The organism is Micromonospora sp. NPDC020750, from assembly GCF_044334565.1.
Taxonomy (GTDB): domain Bacteria; phylum Actinomycetota; class Actinomycetes; order Mycobacteriales; family Micromonosporaceae; genus Micromonospora.
Window position 1 is genome coordinate 796914 of sequence record NZ_JBIRTH010000001.1, and the last position, 17733, is coordinate 814646.

19 protein-coding genes are annotated in these 17733 nt (G+C 72.7%); 11 read left to right on the forward strand and 8 right to left on the reverse strand.

Translation table 11 applies throughout. The features are described from left to right. Positions 1-9: 9 nt before the first annotated feature. Both ACH4T9_RS03635 and ACH4T9_RS03640 read right to left on the reverse strand, forming a co-directional pair. A complete protein-coding gene (locus tag ACH4T9_RS03635) occupies positions 10-924 on the reverse strand; it encodes an aminoglycoside phosphotransferase family protein (protein WP_396669613.1) in 915 nt (304 codons plus the stop codon). Then, the gene (locus tag ACH4T9_RS03640) at positions 921-2387 is read right to left on the reverse strand and encodes a helix-turn-helix domain-containing protein (protein ID WP_396669614.1); all 1467 of its coding nucleotides are present in this window, start codon (positions 2385-2387) and stop codon (positions 921-923) included. The genes ACH4T9_RS03635 and ACH4T9_RS03640 overlap by 4 nt, the downstream gene beginning before the upstream one ends. Positions 2388-2776: 389 nt before the next feature. Here ACH4T9_RS03640 and ACH4T9_RS03645 point away from each other — a divergent pair, with 389 nt between their 5' ends. The 7 genes from ACH4T9_RS03645 to ACH4T9_RS03675 all read left to right on the forward strand — a co-directional run bounded on the left by ACH4T9_RS03645 (position 2777) and on the right by ACH4T9_RS03675 (position 8004). Further along, positions 2777-3046, forward strand: coding sequence for a hypothetical protein (locus ACH4T9_RS03645; RefSeq protein ID WP_396669615.1), 270 nt, complete (start codon positions 2777-2779; stop codon positions 3044-3046). Then, positions 3039-3653, forward strand: a complete 615-nt coding sequence (locus ACH4T9_RS03650; protein ID WP_396669616.1) for a DUF6879 family protein — start codon at positions 3039-3041, stop codon at positions 3651-3653. The genes ACH4T9_RS03645 and ACH4T9_RS03650 overlap by 8 nt, the downstream gene beginning before the upstream one ends. A 123-nt stretch (positions 3654-3776) precedes the next feature. Further along, positions 3777-4469 (forward strand): DUF6082 family protein, encoded by a 693-nt coding sequence (locus ACH4T9_RS03655; protein WP_396669617.1) that lies wholly within the window; start codon positions 3777-3779, stop codon positions 4467-4469. A 237-nt stretch (positions 4470-4706) separates the two neighbouring features. After that, positions 4707-5084 carry a globin gene (locus ACH4T9_RS03660; protein ID WP_396669618.1) on the forward strand — a complete coding sequence of 126 codons (378 nt, stop codon included), beginning with the start codon at positions 4707-4709 and terminating at the stop codon, positions 5082-5084. Continuing rightward, positions 5081-6190, forward strand: a complete 1110-nt coding sequence (locus tag ACH4T9_RS03665) for an FAD-binding oxidoreductase (RefSeq protein WP_396669619.1) — start codon at positions 5081-5083, stop codon at positions 6188-6190. Before ACH4T9_RS03660 ends, ACH4T9_RS03665 begins: the two co-directional genes overlap by 4 nt. A 151-nt stretch (positions 6191-6341) precedes the next feature. Continuing rightward, positions 6342-7199 carry an SAM-dependent methyltransferase gene (locus ACH4T9_RS03670; protein ID WP_396669620.1) on the forward strand — a complete coding sequence of 286 codons (858 nt, stop codon included), beginning with the start codon at positions 6342-6344 and terminating at the stop codon, positions 7197-7199. A gap of 148 nt (positions 7200-7347) precedes the next feature. Then, on the forward strand, positions 7348-8004 hold the full coding sequence (locus tag ACH4T9_RS03675; RefSeq protein WP_396669621.1) for a hypothetical protein: 657 nt from the start codon (positions 7348-7350) through the stop codon (positions 8002-8004). Positions 8005-8062: 58 nt separating this feature from the next. Here the strand turns inward: ACH4T9_RS03675 and ACH4T9_RS03680 are convergent, their stop codons facing one another. Together ACH4T9_RS03680 and ACH4T9_RS03685 are read right to left on the reverse strand one after the other, a co-directional pair. Beyond that, entirely contained in the window at positions 8063-8965 is a 903-nt protein-coding gene (locus tag ACH4T9_RS03680) for a cellulose binding domain-containing protein (RefSeq protein WP_396669622.1), read from the reverse strand. Between the two features lie 77 nt (positions 8966-9042). Continuing rightward, positions 9043-9717, reverse strand: coding sequence for an SMI1/KNR4 family protein (locus ACH4T9_RS03685; RefSeq protein WP_396669623.1), 675 nt, complete (start codon positions 9715-9717; stop codon positions 9043-9045). 87 nt (positions 9718-9804) lie between these two features. Here ACH4T9_RS03685 and ACH4T9_RS03690 point away from each other — a divergent pair, with 87 nt between their 5' ends. Then, complete coding sequence (locus tag ACH4T9_RS03690; RefSeq protein ID WP_396669624.1) at positions 9805-10320, forward strand: GNAT family N-acetyltransferase; 516 nt, start codon at positions 9805-9807, stop codon at positions 10318-10320. Between the two features lie 44 nt (positions 10321-10364). Here ACH4T9_RS03690 and ACH4T9_RS03695 read toward each other — a convergent pair whose 3' ends face one another. Beyond that, on the reverse strand, positions 10365-11117 hold the full coding sequence (locus tag ACH4T9_RS03695) for an SDR family NAD(P)-dependent oxidoreductase (protein WP_396669625.1): 753 nt from the start codon (positions 11115-11117) through the stop codon (positions 10365-10367). Positions 11118-11217: 100 nt separating this feature from the next. Between ACH4T9_RS03695 and ACH4T9_RS03700 the strand changes: the two genes are divergently transcribed. Continuing rightward, a complete protein-coding gene (locus ACH4T9_RS03700) occupies positions 11218-12069 on the forward strand; it encodes a helix-turn-helix transcriptional regulator (RefSeq protein ID WP_396669626.1) in 852 nt (283 codons plus the stop codon). An 85-nt stretch (positions 12070-12154) separates the two neighbouring features. Here ACH4T9_RS03700 and ACH4T9_RS03705 read toward each other — a convergent pair whose 3' ends face one another. From ACH4T9_RS03705 to ACH4T9_RS03715, 3 genes are all read right to left on the reverse strand, one after another. Further along, entirely contained in the window at positions 12155-13006 is an 852-nt protein-coding gene (locus ACH4T9_RS03705; RefSeq protein WP_396669627.1) for an aldo/keto reductase, read from the reverse strand. 159 nt (positions 13007-13165) lie between these two features. Further along, entirely contained in the window at positions 13166-14386 is a 1221-nt protein-coding gene (locus ACH4T9_RS03710) for an endonuclease (RefSeq protein ID WP_396669628.1), read from the reverse strand. A 53-nt stretch (positions 14387-14439) separates the two neighbouring features. Beyond that, positions 14440-15414, reverse strand: coding sequence for a LysR family transcriptional regulator (locus tag ACH4T9_RS03715; RefSeq protein WP_396669629.1), 975 nt, complete (start codon positions 15412-15414; stop codon positions 14440-14442). Between the two features lie 131 nt (positions 15415-15545). Here ACH4T9_RS03715 and ACH4T9_RS03720 point away from each other — a divergent pair, with 131 nt between their 5' ends. Further along, positions 15546-16478 (forward strand): serine hydrolase, encoded by a 933-nt coding sequence (locus ACH4T9_RS03720; RefSeq protein ID WP_396669630.1) that lies wholly within the window; start codon positions 15546-15548, stop codon positions 16476-16478. A gap of 153 nt (positions 16479-16631) precedes the next feature. Then, complete coding sequence (locus ACH4T9_RS03725; RefSeq protein WP_396669631.1) at positions 16632-17612, forward strand: MBL fold metallo-hydrolase; 981 nt, start codon at positions 16632-16634, stop codon at positions 17610-17612. Positions 17613-17733: the final 121 nt, after the last annotated feature.

Genomic DNA, 17733 nt, shown 5'->3' on the forward strand with positions numbered 1-17733 from the left:
CGGCGGTTCTCAACTGATCAGGTCGGCGAACGGCGTCCAGCGTGCCTGGTGGTCGCCTTCCACCACGGACTGGAGCCGGGTGGTGAACTCCCGGACGATGTTGGCGGAGCTCGCCAGGAGCGGAACGGCTGCCGCGATCATCTTCAGCTCGCGCGCCTCCCGCAGCAGGGGCCAGTTCGGGTCGGTGGTGACGTCGCATCCATAGGTGTCAGCCAACGATCGGTACGAGTCAATGCCGCCGAACCGGGCTTCGCCGACGGCGACTGCCACCAGGTCGACCTGCCAAGGTCCGACGCATGTCGCGTCGAAGTCACACAGCACGGCCCGGCCTGACGGCTCGCGGAGCAGGTTCCCGACATGGGCGTCCCCGTGGATCAGTTGTCCCTCCGTGTCCCGGCGCAGCGCATCCAGCCGAGGCTCGAGACGGTTGCACCAGTCCACCAGGAAGTCACGATCGCGATCGCTGAGTCCTTCGGCGTCGTCCAGTCTCCGGCGCGCGTCGCCGACCGGATCCCACGCCGGCAGGGGAAAGGGTGGAACTCCAGACGTGTGGAACTCCCGCAGGGCCCGGCCGAGGTCTTCGGCTGTTGGTGCCGGCGAGGTCGGCGGGACGTACTCCCAGACGGAGGCCAGCAGGCGGCCGACCTGAACTGGCTGCTCGACATCCACCGCCAGCCGGATGGCCGGCGCGTCGACGTAGGCAAACCATTGCGCGAGCCGGACAACCTTGCCCACCCGGTCGTAGAGCTGGTGGGTGCGGGCGATCCGGATGACGATCGCGGCGCTGGGCAGCGCGAAGACGGCGTTGTTGGTCAGGCGCAACAGCTGCGCATCCCGGGTGGGCACTCCCAGATTGGCGGCAACCTGGTGCATCGCCGCCGTCATTGCGCGCTCGGTGAACCGCCCTGCGTCAGCCATGCTCATCCTGGTGTCGGGTGGATCGTCGCCAGGCTCAGGCTGTGCTCGAACTCGGCGACCTCAGGTAGCTTGCGGTGCCGCGCCAGATCGCGTCGCAGGTTGCCGACCCGGTCCATCACCCGCCGTGAACTCAAGGATCGGGCCTGGTTCAGGACGCGCGTGCCGACCGTCAGCGCCTGCTCGGGCTGATCGGCCAGGAACAGCGCACTGCACAGGCCGACCTCGTTGAGCAGCGTGCTGCGAACGTTCGCCGGACCGAAGGCAGCAATGGCGTCTTCCACCCAGCGCACCGCCTCAGGGGCGCGCTTCTCGTCCCGGCGTGCCAAGTCTCGGTAGACGCGGCCGTACTGGGCGAGCAACTCGCCACGGTCGTAGAAGCTCATCCACTCCGGTTCGTGGACACTGCCGATGCGGTCGAACTCGTCACTGGCCTTGCCGAGTGTGGTCACCGCCTCCCCGTGCGCGCCGAGCGCGGCGAGTGAGGCGGCCTCCGCGCCCAGAAGCAGAGCGTTGACCGCTGGTGTGGCCTGTGCCCGGACGTGGGCGCGGGCAGGTTGCAACGTCGCGAGCGCGTCCCGGTTGTGGCGGAGATGCTGTAGCTGCTTGGCCTGGGAATAGCGGATCATCGCAGCCAGAGGGGCATCGTCCGCAGTGAGTGCGGCTCGTTCGGCTGCGACGAAATGACGGTGGGCGTCGCTGTGCTTGCCCGCGTCGAGAGCCGTCCAACCAGCCAGCTGCCGAGCTGCCGCTACCGACGCAACGAGGCTGGAGGTCAACGCTTGCGTGTGCGACCAGTCGAGCATCCCGTACACCGACTCCGCGAAGTGAGCCACCTCTCGGTACAGCAGGCCGCCTCCGCTTTCGTAGTCCACTGATCGGTACAGCTCCAGAACTGCGTTGAGGCGAGCGACATCCCTGGCGCCGATGCGACGAGGTTGGGTGACGCCCGTCGTCGCAATCAGTCCGGCCCCCGCAGCCACGGCTGCGATACCGGCCAGCAACGCCCGCCGGCCCTCATCGGGAGGCTTTGAGGAAGGCTGATCCTGAGCAGGTGCAGGCAGCAGACCGCTTCCTGCCCTGCCGTTCGTTTCGGGAAGCGCGAACCACAGGTGCTCGCCGGGGACGCGGAGTACCTGCGCCCAGTGGGTGAGGCGGTCAAGGTGGACGATCGGTGAGCCGTTCTCGACTCTGCTGAGCTGTGCGTGGGTGATTCCCAGCCACGCGGCGACCGCGCTCTGCGGCAGTGGGTTCCGCCCGTGGTACGGGTGGCAGCGGAATGCTCGGATGACCCGTCCGAGGTGCCGCGCGGCCAACGCCCGTCGTACCGGCTGGTGTTCCCAGAAGTTGGCCGGCACCACCGGGGGCCGGCTCAGTCGGTCCCGTTCGGCGGCCTGGCACGGGGTGCACCGCCCGCTGTCGTTGTCGCGGGCCAGCCGGCCGCCGCAGCGGGGGCAGTTCGCGTGTGTCACGGGAAACTCGCCATTCGCGGGTGGCTCCGTCCGTAGCGCCTCGTTGAGCCTATCCATTTAAATCCGCTCCGTGGACGACCGGTATACGTACCGCGCATATCGATGAGGTTTCCTCCGACGTGGGCCACTCGGATACCGCGATCGCCGCGCTCCCGGCAAGGCGGTCATCGCGTTCGTCGACGGGTTGGTGCGCTTCTGGGGCCGGAAGCGTCGATTCTGGAGGCAGCCCACCGTCGGTTGCCGTATCCGGCAGGACTGGCGTCACCGTCGGTCGCCCTGCGGCCGGGGGAGATTAACTTCGTCCCTTGTGAAATCGCCTGCCGAAAGGCCCGAGGGGTGCACTGGCGCTTGTTAGCCTGGCCGCCAGTCCATCACCACGGGGAGTGGTCATGACGAGACGCTGGGAAGCGGACGGTGCTGCCGACTTCGCGCGGAGACTCGGGCGGTCCGCAGCGGAGCTGGGGGAGAGCGGTGGCACCACCACCTGCCCCGACGTGTGGGAGCTGTCGAACGGCGACGTGGCGGTCATCGGCCGCGACCTGACCGACGCCTACAGCGGCCGTCTCCCAGAAGGGGTCAGCGTCGGGGAGGACGAAAGAGTCGTGATCATTCCCCGGAGCATGATCGTGGCGGCGAAGCCGGACATCCCGGATGCGTGACCTGCTCCGATCCGCGCGGGGGGAGCGGCTGGGCCTCGCGGAGTACGAAGCCGACTTCTACGCCGTGGTGCAGTCCGTTGACGGTCCGATCCTGAAGACCGAGCGGATCCAGACGTTCCGCGAGCCGGGCAGCCCGAGCTGGGAGGCGTTCGCGAAGGGCTGCTGGGAGGAGGCGCTGCGCATCGCCGCCGAGCCCAACCCGGAGCTGGTGCGGTTCTTCCGGCAACTGGCGGAACGCGGCTCCGGGCTGCGGCGCCTGAGGATCGTCGAGCCGCCGCTCACCCCGTACCTGATCTGGGAGCTGCATTTCCTCCGTTACCGGGCCGACGCCGGGGAGCGGATCCGGGTACTCGACGCCGGTTTGGTCGGGGAGTTGGAGGAGGACCACGGCACGGTGCCGGAGCTGATGGTCGCCGGTCGGCGGGCGGTGTACGAGGTCAGGTACGACGAGACCGGCATGCCGATCGGAGCGGACAAGTTCGTCGACCCGGAGGTGGTCGAAGGCTGCCGCACGCAGGTCCTGGCGCTGCTGGACAAGGCCGAATCGTTCGACTCGTTCTTCGCTCGTGAGGTCGACGGGACCCGGCCGCCGACGGCACACCTGTAGTAGCCTGCCTCCACCAGCGAGCGTGGAGGCAGGGTGTCCCGACTCCGAGCGGCCTCTGTCGTGGCCCGCCGGTCGGCGACGCCGACCGCCCTGCTGGCAGCCGTCCTGGCCATGCTTGTCGCCGTGCTCCTCTCCCCGCTGGGCCTGCTGTGGATCGGTGATCGCCCCGGCTATGACTGGGCGATGCTGGGCAACGTCGGCGAGACCTACGGTGCCGCGTCGGCCGTCCTCGCGGCGCTGGCGTTGATCGGGGTGGTCACCTCTCTGGTGCTACAGGCGCGCGAGGCCAAGGCCGCGCGGGAACAGTCGATCCGCGCTCTGCATACCGACCTGCTCAAGATGGCCATCGACGATCCCGAGCTGTTGGAGTGCTGGGGACCCATCGAGGAGGCCACCGACCTCGACTGGTTCCGCAAGCACGTCTACACGAACCTCATCGTGTCCCACTGGCAGTTGATGTGGGAGGTGGACGTGCTCAGCGAGGCCCACCTCGAAGTGCTCGCCGATCAGTTCTTCAAGGGGTCGGCAGGACGTCGCTTCTGGGCGGAGGCTCGGGGGCCACGGATGAAGGCCGAGACGTCGCGGCGTGCTCGGCGCTTCACGTCGGTTGTCGACCGCAGTTACCTGTCCGCGCTCGCCTCAGGACCGGCGGCCGACGAGGCGAACGCCCCGTCACCTGCGGCCCCGCCCGAAGCCTTGGCGAGCGCGCCCGGCGCCGAACGCGGAGTCGCGCTGGCTGCCGGCGTCGTGCTCGGCGCCGCTACTGCCTTCGCCGGCCATCGCATCGTCGAGCGCCTCTCCCGCCACCGCTCCTGAGTAGTTCGGCGGCATACGTACCCTTCATGTCGACGAGTTGTTCGTCGTCATGGCGCGCTCGGCCCCGCCCGGCAGGCTGATTCACATGGCCCGGGGCGGGTGCTGGCTCCGGGGACGAGTCCTCCCCCGACGCGTCCCCGCCCCCGCCCGCCCCGGTGCCATTCCACCGATCAACCGGGGCCTCCCTCTACCCGAACCCGAGGACGAGGGACCCTCCTTCCAGCAGGGAGCGTGAGCGTGGCGTACTCGGACGAGGTCGTACGGGAGGCCGTGTGGCAATGGCTGCGGCTGGTGGCGGCGGACGCGGAGCTGGAGCCGTACCTGGTCGGGGTCGATCTGGGCCGGCTCGCCGACCACCTGGCGGCGGCCCTCGGCGCGGCGCTCGACGGGCGCGCGGCGGCGGACGCCTGGCCGGGTCTCGGGCTGGGGGAGGAGCAGCAGCGACGGCTGGTCGACTACCTCGCCGGGGTGCTCTGGGCGCTCGACCTGCCTCAGACCGCGATCGCCGCCGCCCGCGCCGCCTTCGCCGGGGAGGCACGCCCAATCGGGACCGCCGGGGAGGAACGCATAGCCGGGGGCACCGGGGAGGCGCGTCCGACCGGGGCCGGCCGGTGAGCGGCGTCGACCTCGCCGCCTCCTGGGCGGTCACCGTCGCCGGCATCGACCGGGCCGCCGACCACTTCTGGTGCACGCTCGCCGACCGGATGCCCGCCCTGCTGCCCGAACGCGACGCGCCCCTGTTCCTGGCCGCCCTCGGCCAGCTCGCCACCGGCGACGACGACCGCGCCGGACGGGCCGCGCTGCTGACCGTCCTCGGCCGAGCCTGGCGCGACTGCCATCTCGGCCCGCACCACCAGGCGCTGGTCGGCGAGGCCCTGGTCGCCACGGTGGCCCGCCACGCGCACCCACAGTGGACGGCCGCGCTGGCCGGCGTCTGGGAGCAGGCCGCCCGCCGCACGCTGACCGCCGTCCGGCACGTCGCCGACCGCGTCGGCGACGGCCCGGCCTGGTGGCCGGTGGAGGTGCTCGATCACGATCGGCCCTCCGGGGGCGTCGCCATTCTCACCGTACGTTTCTGGCGGCGGCTGCCGTTCCGCCCCGGCCAGGCCGTCCCGGTCAGCGTGCCCGGCCTGCCCGGCCGGTGGCGCTGGTACTCGCCCGCCAACGCGCCCCGCCCGGACGGCACGATCGAGCTGCACGTCCGCGCCGCCGGTGCCGTCTCCCGCAGCCTCGTCGACCGGGTACGCCCCGGCGGGCCGCTCTGGCTCGGCCCGCCCCGGGGTGCCGGCCTCACGCTCGCCCCCGACCCGACCGCCGACCTGCACCTCGTCGCCGGGGGCACCGGCCTCGCCCCGCTGCGCGCCCTGGTCGAGCAGGTCGCCGCCGAGCAGGTAGCCCTCGAGCAGGCGACCAGGGGCGGCCGGCGGGTGACCCTGGTCGTCGGCGTCCGTGCCTTCGCCGACCTGTACGACCCGATCAGCCTCGACAAGCTTCAGGTCGCCCACGACTGGCTGACCGTCGTGCCCGCGTTCTCCCACGATGAGCACGCCGAGCCCGACGAGCGGGGCGACGCCCTGACCGTCGCACTGCGGCACCACCGTCCGGGCCAGGAGGTGTACGCCTGCGGCCCGCCGGCGATGGTGGCCGGCGCGCGGCTGCGGCTACTCGCCGCCGGGGTGCCCGCCGCCCGCATCCACCTGCCCGACGGCTGCGACCGCTGACCGCGCCCCGGTCGGCCCAGGGAAGCCACGAGGGGTCCACCCGCGATGATCGACGGGTCAGCGGTCCGGCGATCCGACGCCTACGCTGTGTGGGGGCACCGGCCGTCCGGGAACCTTCGGCTGGCCGGGGCCTCTCCTGGCCGCACGAACGATGAGGATTCCCGTGGGTTCCGCAACCCCTCAGGACCACCACACCGCTCGGCTCTCCGACCGATTCGACACCAGCGTTCCCCACCCCGCCCGGCGCTACAACTACTGGCTCGGCGGCAAGGACAACTTCGCCGTGGACCGGGAGTCCGGCGACCGGATCGCGGCCGCGTACCCGGCGATCCGCACCCTCGCCCGGGAGAACCGGGCCTTCCTCCAGCGGGCGGTGCGGTACCTGGCCGCCGAGGCCGGCGTCCGGCAGTTCCTCGACATCGGCACCGGCATCCCGACGGCCGACAACACCCACGAGGTGGCCCAGGCCGTGGCCCCCGAGTCGCGGGTCCTCTACGCCGACAACGATCCGATGGTGCTGGCCCACGCGCGGGCGCTGCTGACCAGTTCCCCCGCCGGCACGACGGCGTACCTGGACGCCGACCTGCGCGACCCGGAGCGCATCCTGGCCGCCGACGAGCTGCACCGCACGCTGGACCTGTCCCGGCCGGTGGCGCTGCTCCTGGTCGCGGTCGCGCACTTCCTGACCGACGCCGACCGGCCGTACGAGGTGGTCGGCCGGCTGGTCGAGGCGCTGCCGTCGGGCAGCTACCTGGTGCTGAGCCACGTCACCATCGACCTCATGCCCGCCGAGGTCGTCGAGCGGATGCGCGTCGAGCTGGCGGCGCGCACGGTCGAACGGGAAGCCGTCCCCCGGTCCCGGGCGGAGTTCTCCCGGTTCTTCGACGGCCTTGACCTGGTCGAGCCGGGCGTCGTCCCGGTGACGCAGTGGCGTGCCGAGGTGCCCGAGTCCGAGCGCCCGCCGCTGGCCGAGGCGTCGATCTACGGCGCGGTCGCCCGCAAACCCTGACCTCGGCGTGCCTGCCGTGCGCCCGGGTGCCGCTGCCATCCGCTGCCCGCGGTTCCGGCGGGCATGGTCGCGTTGCTTTCGCATGCCTCGATCGGTGTGAGATCGTCGGTGTCGATGCGTGGCCATATCGGCACAGGGGGTGATCGGCATGGGGATCGCTGGCGGGCCGTCCGAGTGGTCGGTGCGGAAGTTCGGGCCCGCCCTCGCGGTGGCCCTGCGCCGGGAGATCCCGGCTGCCCTGCACCGTGCGGTCGAGCTGGCCCGAGGCGCTCGGGAGGCGTCCGAACTGGACACCGACCACGCCTTCGGGCCGGTGCGCTGGAAGCAGCAGTACGAGGTGCTGCACGAGCACCTGCGCGAGCTGCCCGACGTGACGGACGTTCATCCTCCCGGCGCGCAGGTACGGGTGACCATCTGCCGCGACCATCTCCTGCTGCCCTGGCGGTACGCCAAGCGCGCCGACATGGACATCCGCGACGCCCGGCCCGGCCGTGACCTCAGCCGGCTGATCCGGGACCTGTTGGTGCTCTTCGGGCCGGAGCCCAGCCACGAGGAGGTGCCCCTGCCGATGATGCCGCGCAGCCCCGAGGAAGCCCGCGACCGTGAGCCCCTGCGGGAGATCGTGGCGCAGTTCGCCGCCCGGCCCGAGGTGGTACTCGTCGGGTTCGCCTGCAACTCCGACGCGGGCCTGCTCCGCGTGTCCTGGGGTGAGGCGGCACTGGCCCGCGGCAACGAGCTGGAATGGGGCCACGTCGAGGATCTGCCACTGCCCGCCGGCCACTCGCCGCGCCGGCCTGCGGGGTGAGTGGCCGGCGTACGCCGTAAGCCGTTGCCCTCCTCTGCGACGGGCTGCGGGTGGCGGCTCAGCTGGCGTACTGGTCGCCGAACTCGCGGACGCCGTCGACGTCGAGGGTGATCCGGCTGTTGTCGGTCCGCGCCCCGGTCGCGGCCTGCCAGCTCGGGTCGTCGCGCTCGTCGATGTCGCTCCAGTTGGGGCGGTGGAGGCGAAGCTGGATCGGCCCGGTCGACGCGCCGGGGGCGAGCACCCCGTCGGTGAAGGTCAGCTCCACCCAGCCGGGGGCCGGCGTGCCCGGCAGCGGGTAGCGGGTCGGCGTTGGCACTGGCGTCGGACCGGGCGAACTGCCCGGGGGCGTGGGCGGGATGAAGAAGAAGAGTTGGTGCCGGATCCGGCCGCAGCCCAGCTCCGCCCAGTCGCACTCGGTCACCAGCGAGGTGTTGCCGCCCTCGAAGAGCATGTGGTACCGCACCCGCACGGTGGTGAGGTTCAGCGGCTGCGTACCGGTGTTGGTGACCAGCAGGTCGAACTGGGCCTGGTTGTCCGTCGGCGACCAGTCGCGGTTGAGGTAGCTGACCTTCGCCTTCCCGTAGGCGGTGCGCAGGCCGGTGGTGGCCGAGGGGACGGAGTAGCCGCCGATCGCGTACGCCTGGATCGCGATCCGGTAATCGGTGCCCGGTGCCAGGTCGGTCAGCGTGATGCCGGACGTGTCCACGTCACCCAGGCCCCGGTACGTGTGGGGGCCCAGCGGCATCATCACCTGGTATCTGATCGGACCCGCGCCCTCCGGCTCATCCACCCAGGTCGAGGGCGTCCACGACAGGGTGAGCCGGTGGGGCTCGTCGACGACCACGACGGGCACGCCCGGGGTGGTCAGCGCCGGGGCGTCGTCCGCCTGGGCGGCGGTGACGGCGAGCAGGCTCAGCAGCGCGGCGACGGCGGCCACGGCGATGACACGACGGACACGCATGGTGGTGATGCTAGAGATTCAATGCACTGTTATCAATGTCTTTTCGGCCGCTGCCGGTGCCGTCTGTTCCCACGTGGTCACCGACGCCCGCTTACCCGCCGCGTGGCCCCGTCCAGCCACCGGCGGTACCACCCGGCGAAGCCCAGCGGCGTGCCGTCGTCGTCCAGCAGCGGCTCCAACCCGCCCTCCTCGGCGGTGCCGTCGGCCCACATCGTGCCCCGGGCCGGCCCGGTCACCACCAGGACGTCCCGCAGCGCACAGCCCTTGTGGCACAGGTACAGCAGGCCGACGAAGTGCGCCTCGTCGTACATGATCGCGTCGTGCCGCTCCCACCAGTACTCCTCGGCCGCGTCGTACTCCTCGGCCGAGGCGAAGTCGTCCTCCTCGGGCTGCTCGGGCAGGTCGTCCGCCTGGTTGAACGCCTCGGTGTGCGGGAACGGCCGGACCAGGGAATCCGGGGTCGTCATGTCGGCGCCGTCGCCCTCCCACTGCCACCGGCCGTCGACCCGGCGCGGCGGGAACAGCCCGTACGCCGGGCCCGCGCCGCCCCGGCCGGCCTGGAGCAGGAACGACCGGTACTCCGTCGGCAGCTCCACCTGGAACTGGCCCTCCAGCTCGGCCAGCTCCGCCGGGGTCAGCGGCGGCTCCAGCTCCCAGCCGTGCCCGCCCGCCCCGAACACCTCGTCGACCGCCGGGGCGGCGGCCAGGAGGCCGAGCCTCCGTCGTACGTCAGACCAGTCGTGTCCCGTCACGCCCGAGACCGTACCGACACCCGCCGACGCTCCGGGTTGTCGGTGCTGTGCGGTTGACTGTGCGCACCGAGCACGGAGGAGGGACGCATGGGCGGGACGCCGGCGGGGGTGCGGATCGAGCGGTGGGCCGAGGACGACCTCGACCTGTTGCGCCAGCTCAACATCCACGAGGTCCGGGAGCACACCGGGGGCCCGGAGACCGAGGAACAGGTCGTCGCCCGGCACGCCCGCTACCTGGCCGGCCCCGGCCCCGGCAGCGGGAACATGTTCACCATCGTGCTGCCCGAGCGGGTCAAGGTCGGCAGCGTCGGCTACTGGGAACGGGTCTGGCACGACGAGCCGGTGTACGAGATGGGCTGGGCGATCCTGCCCGCGTACCAGGGGCGCGGGCTGGCCACCGCGACGGTGCGCGAGGCGCTGGCCCTGGCCCGCGCCGAGCGGACCCACCACCGGCACGCCCACGCGTACCCCTCGGTGGGCAACCCGCCGTCGAACGCCGTCTGCCGCAAGACCGGCTTCGAACTGCTCGGCGAGACCGACTTCGAGTACCCGCCGGGCCGGTGGATGCGCTGCAACGACTGGCGCATCGCGCTCACCGGCTGACCGCCCCGCCGGCCGGAGCCGCCCCACGCCGCAGTCCGGTGCCGCTACCAGGGCACGACGCCGTACCCGCCGTCGCCGTTGGCGAGGTGGCCCCAGAGGACGCCGCTCGGGCCGTCCGCCGGCAGCGTCGCCAGGTGCACGCTCACCTCGGCCCCCTCCTGAGGGGCGCGGAACCCGGAATGGCCGTTGAGGTCGGTGGCGCAGTAGCCCGGGTTGGCCGCGTTCACCTTGATCGGGGTGTCCCGCAGCTCCTTGGCGTACATCACGGTCACCATGTTCAGCGCCGCCTTCGACGACGGGTACGGCACCGAGGTCATCGCGAAGTACGGCCCCGTCGGGTCGGTCATCGTGGCGAGCGAGCCGATCTCGCTGGACACGTTGACGATCCGGGCGGCCGGCGCGCGCAGCAGCAGCGGCAGCAGGGCGTTGGTCACCGCCACCACCCCGAAGACGTTCGTCTCGTACACCCGGCGCAGGGTGCCGACGGTGGTGTCGCTGGGCAGCGACCGCTTCCCGTCGCCCAGCACGATCCCCGCGTTGTTGACCAGTACGTCCAGCCCGTCGTACCGCTCGGCCACCCACGCCGCGGCGGCGGACACCGACGCCTCGTCGGTGACGTCCAGCGGCACGAAGGCCGCGTCCACCCCGTCGGCCCGCAGCTTCTGCTCGGCCTCCCGGCCCCGGTCGGCGTCCCGCGCGCCGATCAGCACGGTCATCCCCCGGGCACCGAGCTGCCGCGCCGTCTCGTACCCGATTCCCTTGTTCGCCCCGGTGATCAGGGCCGTCATCGTCGTCATGCACCGAGCATGCCGCCGTCGGGGGCCGGCCGGGAGAGACGCCTGAGCCTGGGACCGGTGGTACCACCCTCGGCCCGCCGGGTCGGGGCAGACTGGGGGCATGACGACGAGCGGACTGCGACGCGACGAGCTGGCGGCGTTCCTGCGCAGCCGGCGGACCCGGCGGCTGCCCGCAGAGGTCGGCCTGCCCGACGGGGTACGCCGACGCACCCCGGGCCTGCGCCGCCAGGAGGTCGCCCAGCTCGCCGGGATGTCCGTCGACTACTACGTCCGCCTCGAACAGGGGCGCGGCCCGCACCCGTCCCGGCAGGTGCTCGCCGCCCTGGCCCGGGCGCTGCTGCTCTCCCGGGACGAGCGGGAGTACCTGTTCCGGGTGGCCGGGGAGAGCCCGCCGCCGTCGCCGGGGCCCAGCCGGGAGGTGTCCGACGGGCTGCGCCACCTGCTCGACAGCATGACGCTGACCCCGGCCTACCTGGTCGACGCGAAGTACGACCTGCTCGCCGTCAACCGGCTGGCCACCTTCTTCGTCGGCGACGGCGCGACCGGGGAGCCGAACATGATCCGGTGGATGTTCGGCCGGCCCGACGCGGACGCGTCCTGGGACGACCCGGACGTCCGTCGGTTCGTCCGGACATCGGTGGCCGACCTGCGTGCGGCGTACGGCCGGTACCCGGGCGACCGGGGGCTGGCCGAGCTGGTCACCGAGCTGCTCGGCGTCTCGCCGCGGTTCGCCGGGCTCTGGGCCGAGCACGACGTGGCGGAACGCCGCCCGGTGGTGAAGCGGGTGCCGCACCCCGAGCTGGGGCCGCTGGAGTTCGAGTGCCGGGTGCTGCACGTGCCCGACGCCGACCAACGGCTCATCGTCTACATCGCCGCTCCGGGCTCGCCGACCGAGGCCGCGTTCCACCGGCTCGCCGACAGGTCGGTCCTGAGCGACGTCGCGCCCGCCTGAGGTGAGCGACACGTAGGGCCCGGCCGGCTGCGGAAGCGGGCCCTCGCCGCCGTGGAGGCGGTGACGAGGGCCCCGACGCGTCCGCTCAGTCGGGGAGGTAGTCGAAGGTGTCCGGGTTCGGCCCCTGCCGGCCCGCCTCGCCCCTGTCCAGGCCGCTGATCCGGGCCATCGTCGCGTCGTCCAGCTCGAAGTCGAAGATCCGGAAGTTCTCGTCGATCCGGCTCGGGGTGGCCGACTTGGGGAAGACGATGTCGCCGCGCTGCACGTGCCAGCGCAGCACGACCTGGGCCACGGTCCGGCCGACCTGCCCGGCGATGTCGAGCAGGGTCGGGTCGTCGAGCACCTTGCCCTGCGCGATCGGGGACCACGCCTCGGTGCGGATGTCGTGCGCGCTGCCGTACGCACGCACCTCCTCGTTGCCGAGGTACGGGTGCACCTCGATCTGGTTGACCGCCGGCGCCACGTCCGCCTCGGCGGCGAGCCGCTCCAGGTGCGGCACCTGGAAGTTCGACACCCCGATGGAGCGGGCTCGGCCGTCGCGCCGGAACTCCTCCAGGACCTTCCAGGTGGAGACGAAGTCGCCGTCGTAGAGGGTGGGCAGCGGCCAGTGGATCAGGAACAGGTCGATGTGGTCCATCTTCAGCGCAGCCAGCGTGGAGTCGAACGCCCTGCGGGCGTCGTCCGGGCGGTGGAAGGCGTTGTTCAGCTTGCTGGTGACGAAGACCTCGCCCCGGTTCAGGCCGGAGGCGCGGACCGCCTGGCCCACCTCGGCCTCGTTGCCGTACATCTCGGCGGTGTCGATGTGCCGGTAGCCGATCTCCAGGGCCCGGCCGACCGCCTCGGCGGTGTCCTTCGGCTCGATCTGGAACACCCCGAAGCCGAGCTGCGGGATGGTATTGCCGTCGTTGAGCGTGATGTCGGGAATCGTGTTCGCCATTCGGCCGCCTCTTCCATTCGTCCGGGGCCGGCCGGTGCGGGAGCGCCTTCCCGCCCGCCGACCGGTCCGGCCGTGCCACCCGGTTCTCGTACCCCTTCCGGCCGCTTCCTCACGGTCCGGGGCGGGTGATGTGCGACAACCGGGCGGCTCCGGCGGGGGTCAGCCCCAGATCGCGGCGGCCCACTCCGGGTGGTCGATGAACGGGTTGCGGTTGCCCTGCCAGCGGTCGTAGATGACCTGGTTGCGGCGCTTCTCGAAGGCGTCCGGCGGGTCGAGCTGGTTCCAGGAGAGCAGCACCGACAGCTTGCCCAGGTACGGCGCGCTGCCGTTGGACACGGAGTTGTTCATCTCCAGGTTCGCCCAGCCGTCGCCGCCCTCGTACCGGATCGCCATGTACATGATCATGCGCGCCACGTCGCCCTTGACGGCGTTGCGCGGCTCGAACGAGTCGGAGTCGGTGTAGCAGCCGGCGGCCTCCGAGACGGCGCTGCCGCCGTTGTCGAAGTCCTTGTTGCCGCGCGTCGAGTTGACCGAGACGTCCTCGGGGCGCAGGTGGTGCACGTCGGTGCCCGGCCCGGTGGCGGTGCCGAAGTTCCCGTGCGACTTGGCCCAGACGTGTTCCCGGTTCCAGTCGTTGACCCCGCCGCCGTTGGTGGTCTTGCTCTGCGACCGGCCGGTGTAGAGCAGCAGCACGTTGTTGGCGTTCGCCGGGTCCTGGTCGGTGTCCTTCAACGCGTCCCACACCTGTTCGTAGCTGAGCTTCGTCTGCGGGGTGATGATGGTGTGCAGCGAGTTGCGCAGCGCGGTGCCCGTCTTGCCGAGGGCGGTGGCGTAGTACGTCGAGTCGTACGGGCCGGAGCCGCCGGTCGGGCTGGGCGTCGGGGTGGGCGATGCGGTGGGGGTGGCGGTCGGCGTCGGGGTGGGCGTCGGGCCGGGGGTGTCGCCGCCGAGGCTCATCGCGGTCGGGTTCTTCAGCCCACCGTGGCTGAAGTACGCGGTCAGCGCCCCGGTGGTGGTGATCTGCCTGCCCCGCAGCCCCGGGTTGGTCAGCAGCCCGAAGCCGTTCCGGTACGCGGCGGTCACCTGGACGTAGAGCATCATGCTCGTGCTGGTCTCGGCGGCGGTGTCGGCGATGGCGATCGCCGTGTCCGCCGTGTAGCCGGACGTGATCACCGTGGACGTCGCGGTCGGCTGGCCGATGACGTACCCGGTGACGGTGGCCGCGCGGCCGTCCTGGGCGGCCAGCGCCTGAGCGACGGTCAGCGAGGCAGCCGCCGATGCGGAGGTGCTCGCCACGACGGGTGTCACCAGTGCCACGGCCAGTGCGAACGCCGTGATCAGCCGCCCGGGTAGCGAGCGGGTGACGCTCTTTGTATTCATGGTCAGCGATGTTAATGGCGGAAGCCCGAACACCGGGAGAGCGCCGGGGAACTTTACGGGGGTGAATCCGCCGATCGGGGTTCGAACAGCACCGGCCAGGGGCGCAGGGCAGGGGTGAGCGGGTCGGTCGGCAGCGTCGGCTCTGCGCCGGCTAGCACCTCGGCGGCCAGCTCCCCGAACACCGGCGCGGCGGGGTGGCCGGCGCGCTGCGGCCAGGCCGCCGAGGTGCGCTTCACCAGCGGCGACCCCGCGACCGGCCGCCAGGCGATGCGCGGCTCCCGGCGGACCGTCGCCGCCGGCTCGACGGCCACCGCCCCGCCGGCCAGCACCAACCCGAACAGGAACTCCGGGTTCCGGGCCGGCCGCACCCGCCGGGGCGTGAAGCCGTGCCGCCGGCACACGTCCAGGACGTGGTCGTGCCACTGGGGCGCCGTCGTCCGGGGCGCGGCGATCAGGTCCAGGCCGGCCAGCGCCGCCAGCTCGACCTCCCGGGGCCGCGCCAGCGGCGACGCGCGGGGCAGCACCACCCCCAGCGGTACGGCCACCGCCGGCCCGAACCGCAGCCCGTCGGCGCTGACCGGGTGGTGCAGCAGCCCCACGTCCAGCCGCCGCTGCGCGAGCATCCGGACCTGCTCGGCGCTGGTCAGCTCGTGCAGGTCGACGTCCAGGCCGGGAGCCCGCGCGGCGAGCCGGTCCAGCAGCTCGCGCAGCGTCACCGCTGGGGTCTCCGGCGGCACCCCGGCCCGCAGTACCCCGAGCGTCCCGGCCCGGACCTGACGCATCAGGTCGCGCGCCCGCTGCTCGGCGGCGAGCAGCTCGTCGGCCTCGCCGAGCAGGAGTTGACCGGCGGTGGTCAGCCGCACCTGCCGGCGGGACCGGTCGAACAGCTCGACCGTCAGCTCCCGCTCCAGCCGCTGGATCGACTGGCTCAGCGGCGGCTGTGCCATGCCCAGCGTCTCGGCCGCCCGGCCGAAGTGCAGCTCGCGGGCGACCACCACGAAGTGCCGCAGGTGCCGGAGCAGGTCCACGGCCGCCGACCCTACGCCAGCGACCCGACCGGCGGGGCGGGGAACCGGGGTGCCGACGGCCGGGGCGGCCCGTCCGCGCGCCGCAGGCGGTGGGCCGACGCCGGGGCCTCGCCCGCCGGTACGGTGCCGGGGTGACGGTGGGGGAGCGGATCGCGGACGTCTTCGGCCGGGCCGGGGTGGCCGCCAGCCTGCACGTGGTCGACGTCGACGACGACCCGGAACGGGCGGGCGGCGACGCGGATCCGGGGCGGGCGGGCGGACCGGCCCGCGCGGTGGCGGTGCGCGCCGACGAGCAGGTGGTCATCGCGTCGGTCTTCAAGATCCTTCTGGTGCTGGAGTTCGCCCGGCAGGCCAGCGTCGGGCAGCTCGACCCGACCGAGCGGGTGCTGGTCCGGGCGGCGGACCGGCTCGGCGGCTGGGGGGTGGCCGGCTGCGCCGACGACGCCGAGGTGTCGCTGCGCGACCTGGCGTACTTCGCCATGTCGGTCAGCGACAACACGGCCGCCGATCTGCTGCTGCGCCGGGTCGGCCGGGACGTGCTGCCGATGCTCGCCGCCGAGCTGGGGCTGCCGCGCACCCGGATCGTCGGCGGGCCCCGCGAGCTGGTGGAGACGATGCTCGCCGACGTGGGGGCCCGCACCGAGGCGGAGTTCGCCCGGATCTTCCCCACCCTCTCCGACGAGCGGGTCCGGGCCATGCGGGTGCTCGACCCCGCGCACACCACGTCGAGCACCGCCCGGGAGATGACCCGGCTGCTCGGCCTGATCTGGCGCGACGAGGCCGGCCCGGCGTCGGCCTGCGCGACGGTCCGGGAGCTGATGGACCGGCAGCTCTTCTGGACCCGGCTCGCCTCCGGCTTTCCGCCCGGCGTGCGGGTCCGCGCCAAGACCGGCACCCTGCCCGGCCTGCACCTGGAGGCCGGGGTCGCCGAGTACCCCGACGGCCGCCGGTACGCGATGGCGGTGTTCGCCCGCACCGAACGGCTGGCGACCCGCCGCATCGACGTGGACCTGGCCATGGGCGAGGCGGCGCGGATCGCCGTCGAGGCCCTGCGCGACGGCTGATTTCCCGGCCTGTCGCCGCCGGACAGGGGCGCTGGGCTGGTCCGATACCCGATCGCGTATCGGCCGTGCGTGCCGTCGATCTTGGACGCGGCCGGGGCTGCGGTGGTGAGGTCGAGGGGTCCCACCCGCACGACCTGACGGGGAGAATTCACCATGCCCGAGAACCACCTCGACCGCCGCCGCCTGCTGCGCGACGCCGCCGCCGGAGCCGCCCTGGTCACCGTCGGCGGCCTCGCCGCCACCGGACCGGCAGCCCCGGCCCGGGCCGCCGCGCCCACCCCGGCCCCCGCCCCCCGCCGCACCGGAGCCGTCAGCTTCCGCTGGTGGGGCACCTCGGGCTGGCGGATCGACATCGGCGGCCGGACGGTGCTGGTCGACCCGTACCTGAGCCGGTACGACACCGGGCTGTTCACCGGGAAGTTCAACCAGGAGACGGCGCTCACCGTCGCCGAGGACGTCCTCGACCGGTACGTCGACCGGGCCAGCACGATCCTGGTCACCCACACCCACTGGGACCACTTCAACGACGTGCCCCGGATCGCCCAGCGCACCGGCGCCCGGGTGTTCGGCACGCTCACCGCGTACCACCTCGGGCTGGCGTACGGGCTGCCGGTCGGGCAGCTCAGCCCGGTCAAGGGCGGTGAGGTGCTCCACTTCGGCGACCACACCGTCGAGGTGGTCGGCTCGCTGCACAGCCGCAACGCGTCGTACTCGATGGCCTTCCCCGGGGTGCGGGTGACCCCGCCGGCCCGGCCCGAGACGATCGCCGACCTGCCGGAGGGCGACACCCTCGCCTACCAGGTGCGGATCGCCGGCGGCCCGGCGGTGTTCTTCATGGGTGCCAGCGACTTCGTCGAGCGCGACCTCGCCGGGCTGGCCCCGGACGTGGCGATGGTCGCCCTCCAGTCCAGCACCGCCACCGCCGACTACGTGGCCCGGCTGATGGCCGCCCTCGACCACCCGAAGGTCGTGGTGCCGGTGCACTGGGACAACTTCGAGACGCCACTGGTCAACCCGCCGACGGTCGCGCCAACCGACCGCGAACGGCTCGACGCGCTGATCGCGGCGGTGCGCGCCGTGTCCCCCCGTACCCGGGTGCTGGTGCCGGAGTACGGCACGGCGTACCGCTTCTGAGCCCGGTCGCCAGTCGGCCCGGCGGGGGTCGGGGTCCGTGCGGCCCCGGCCCCCGCCGCAGGTCGTGCCGGTGGCACCAGCCTGCCCGTCGATCTCTCCGGTGCTAGAGTCTGCGCGGTCC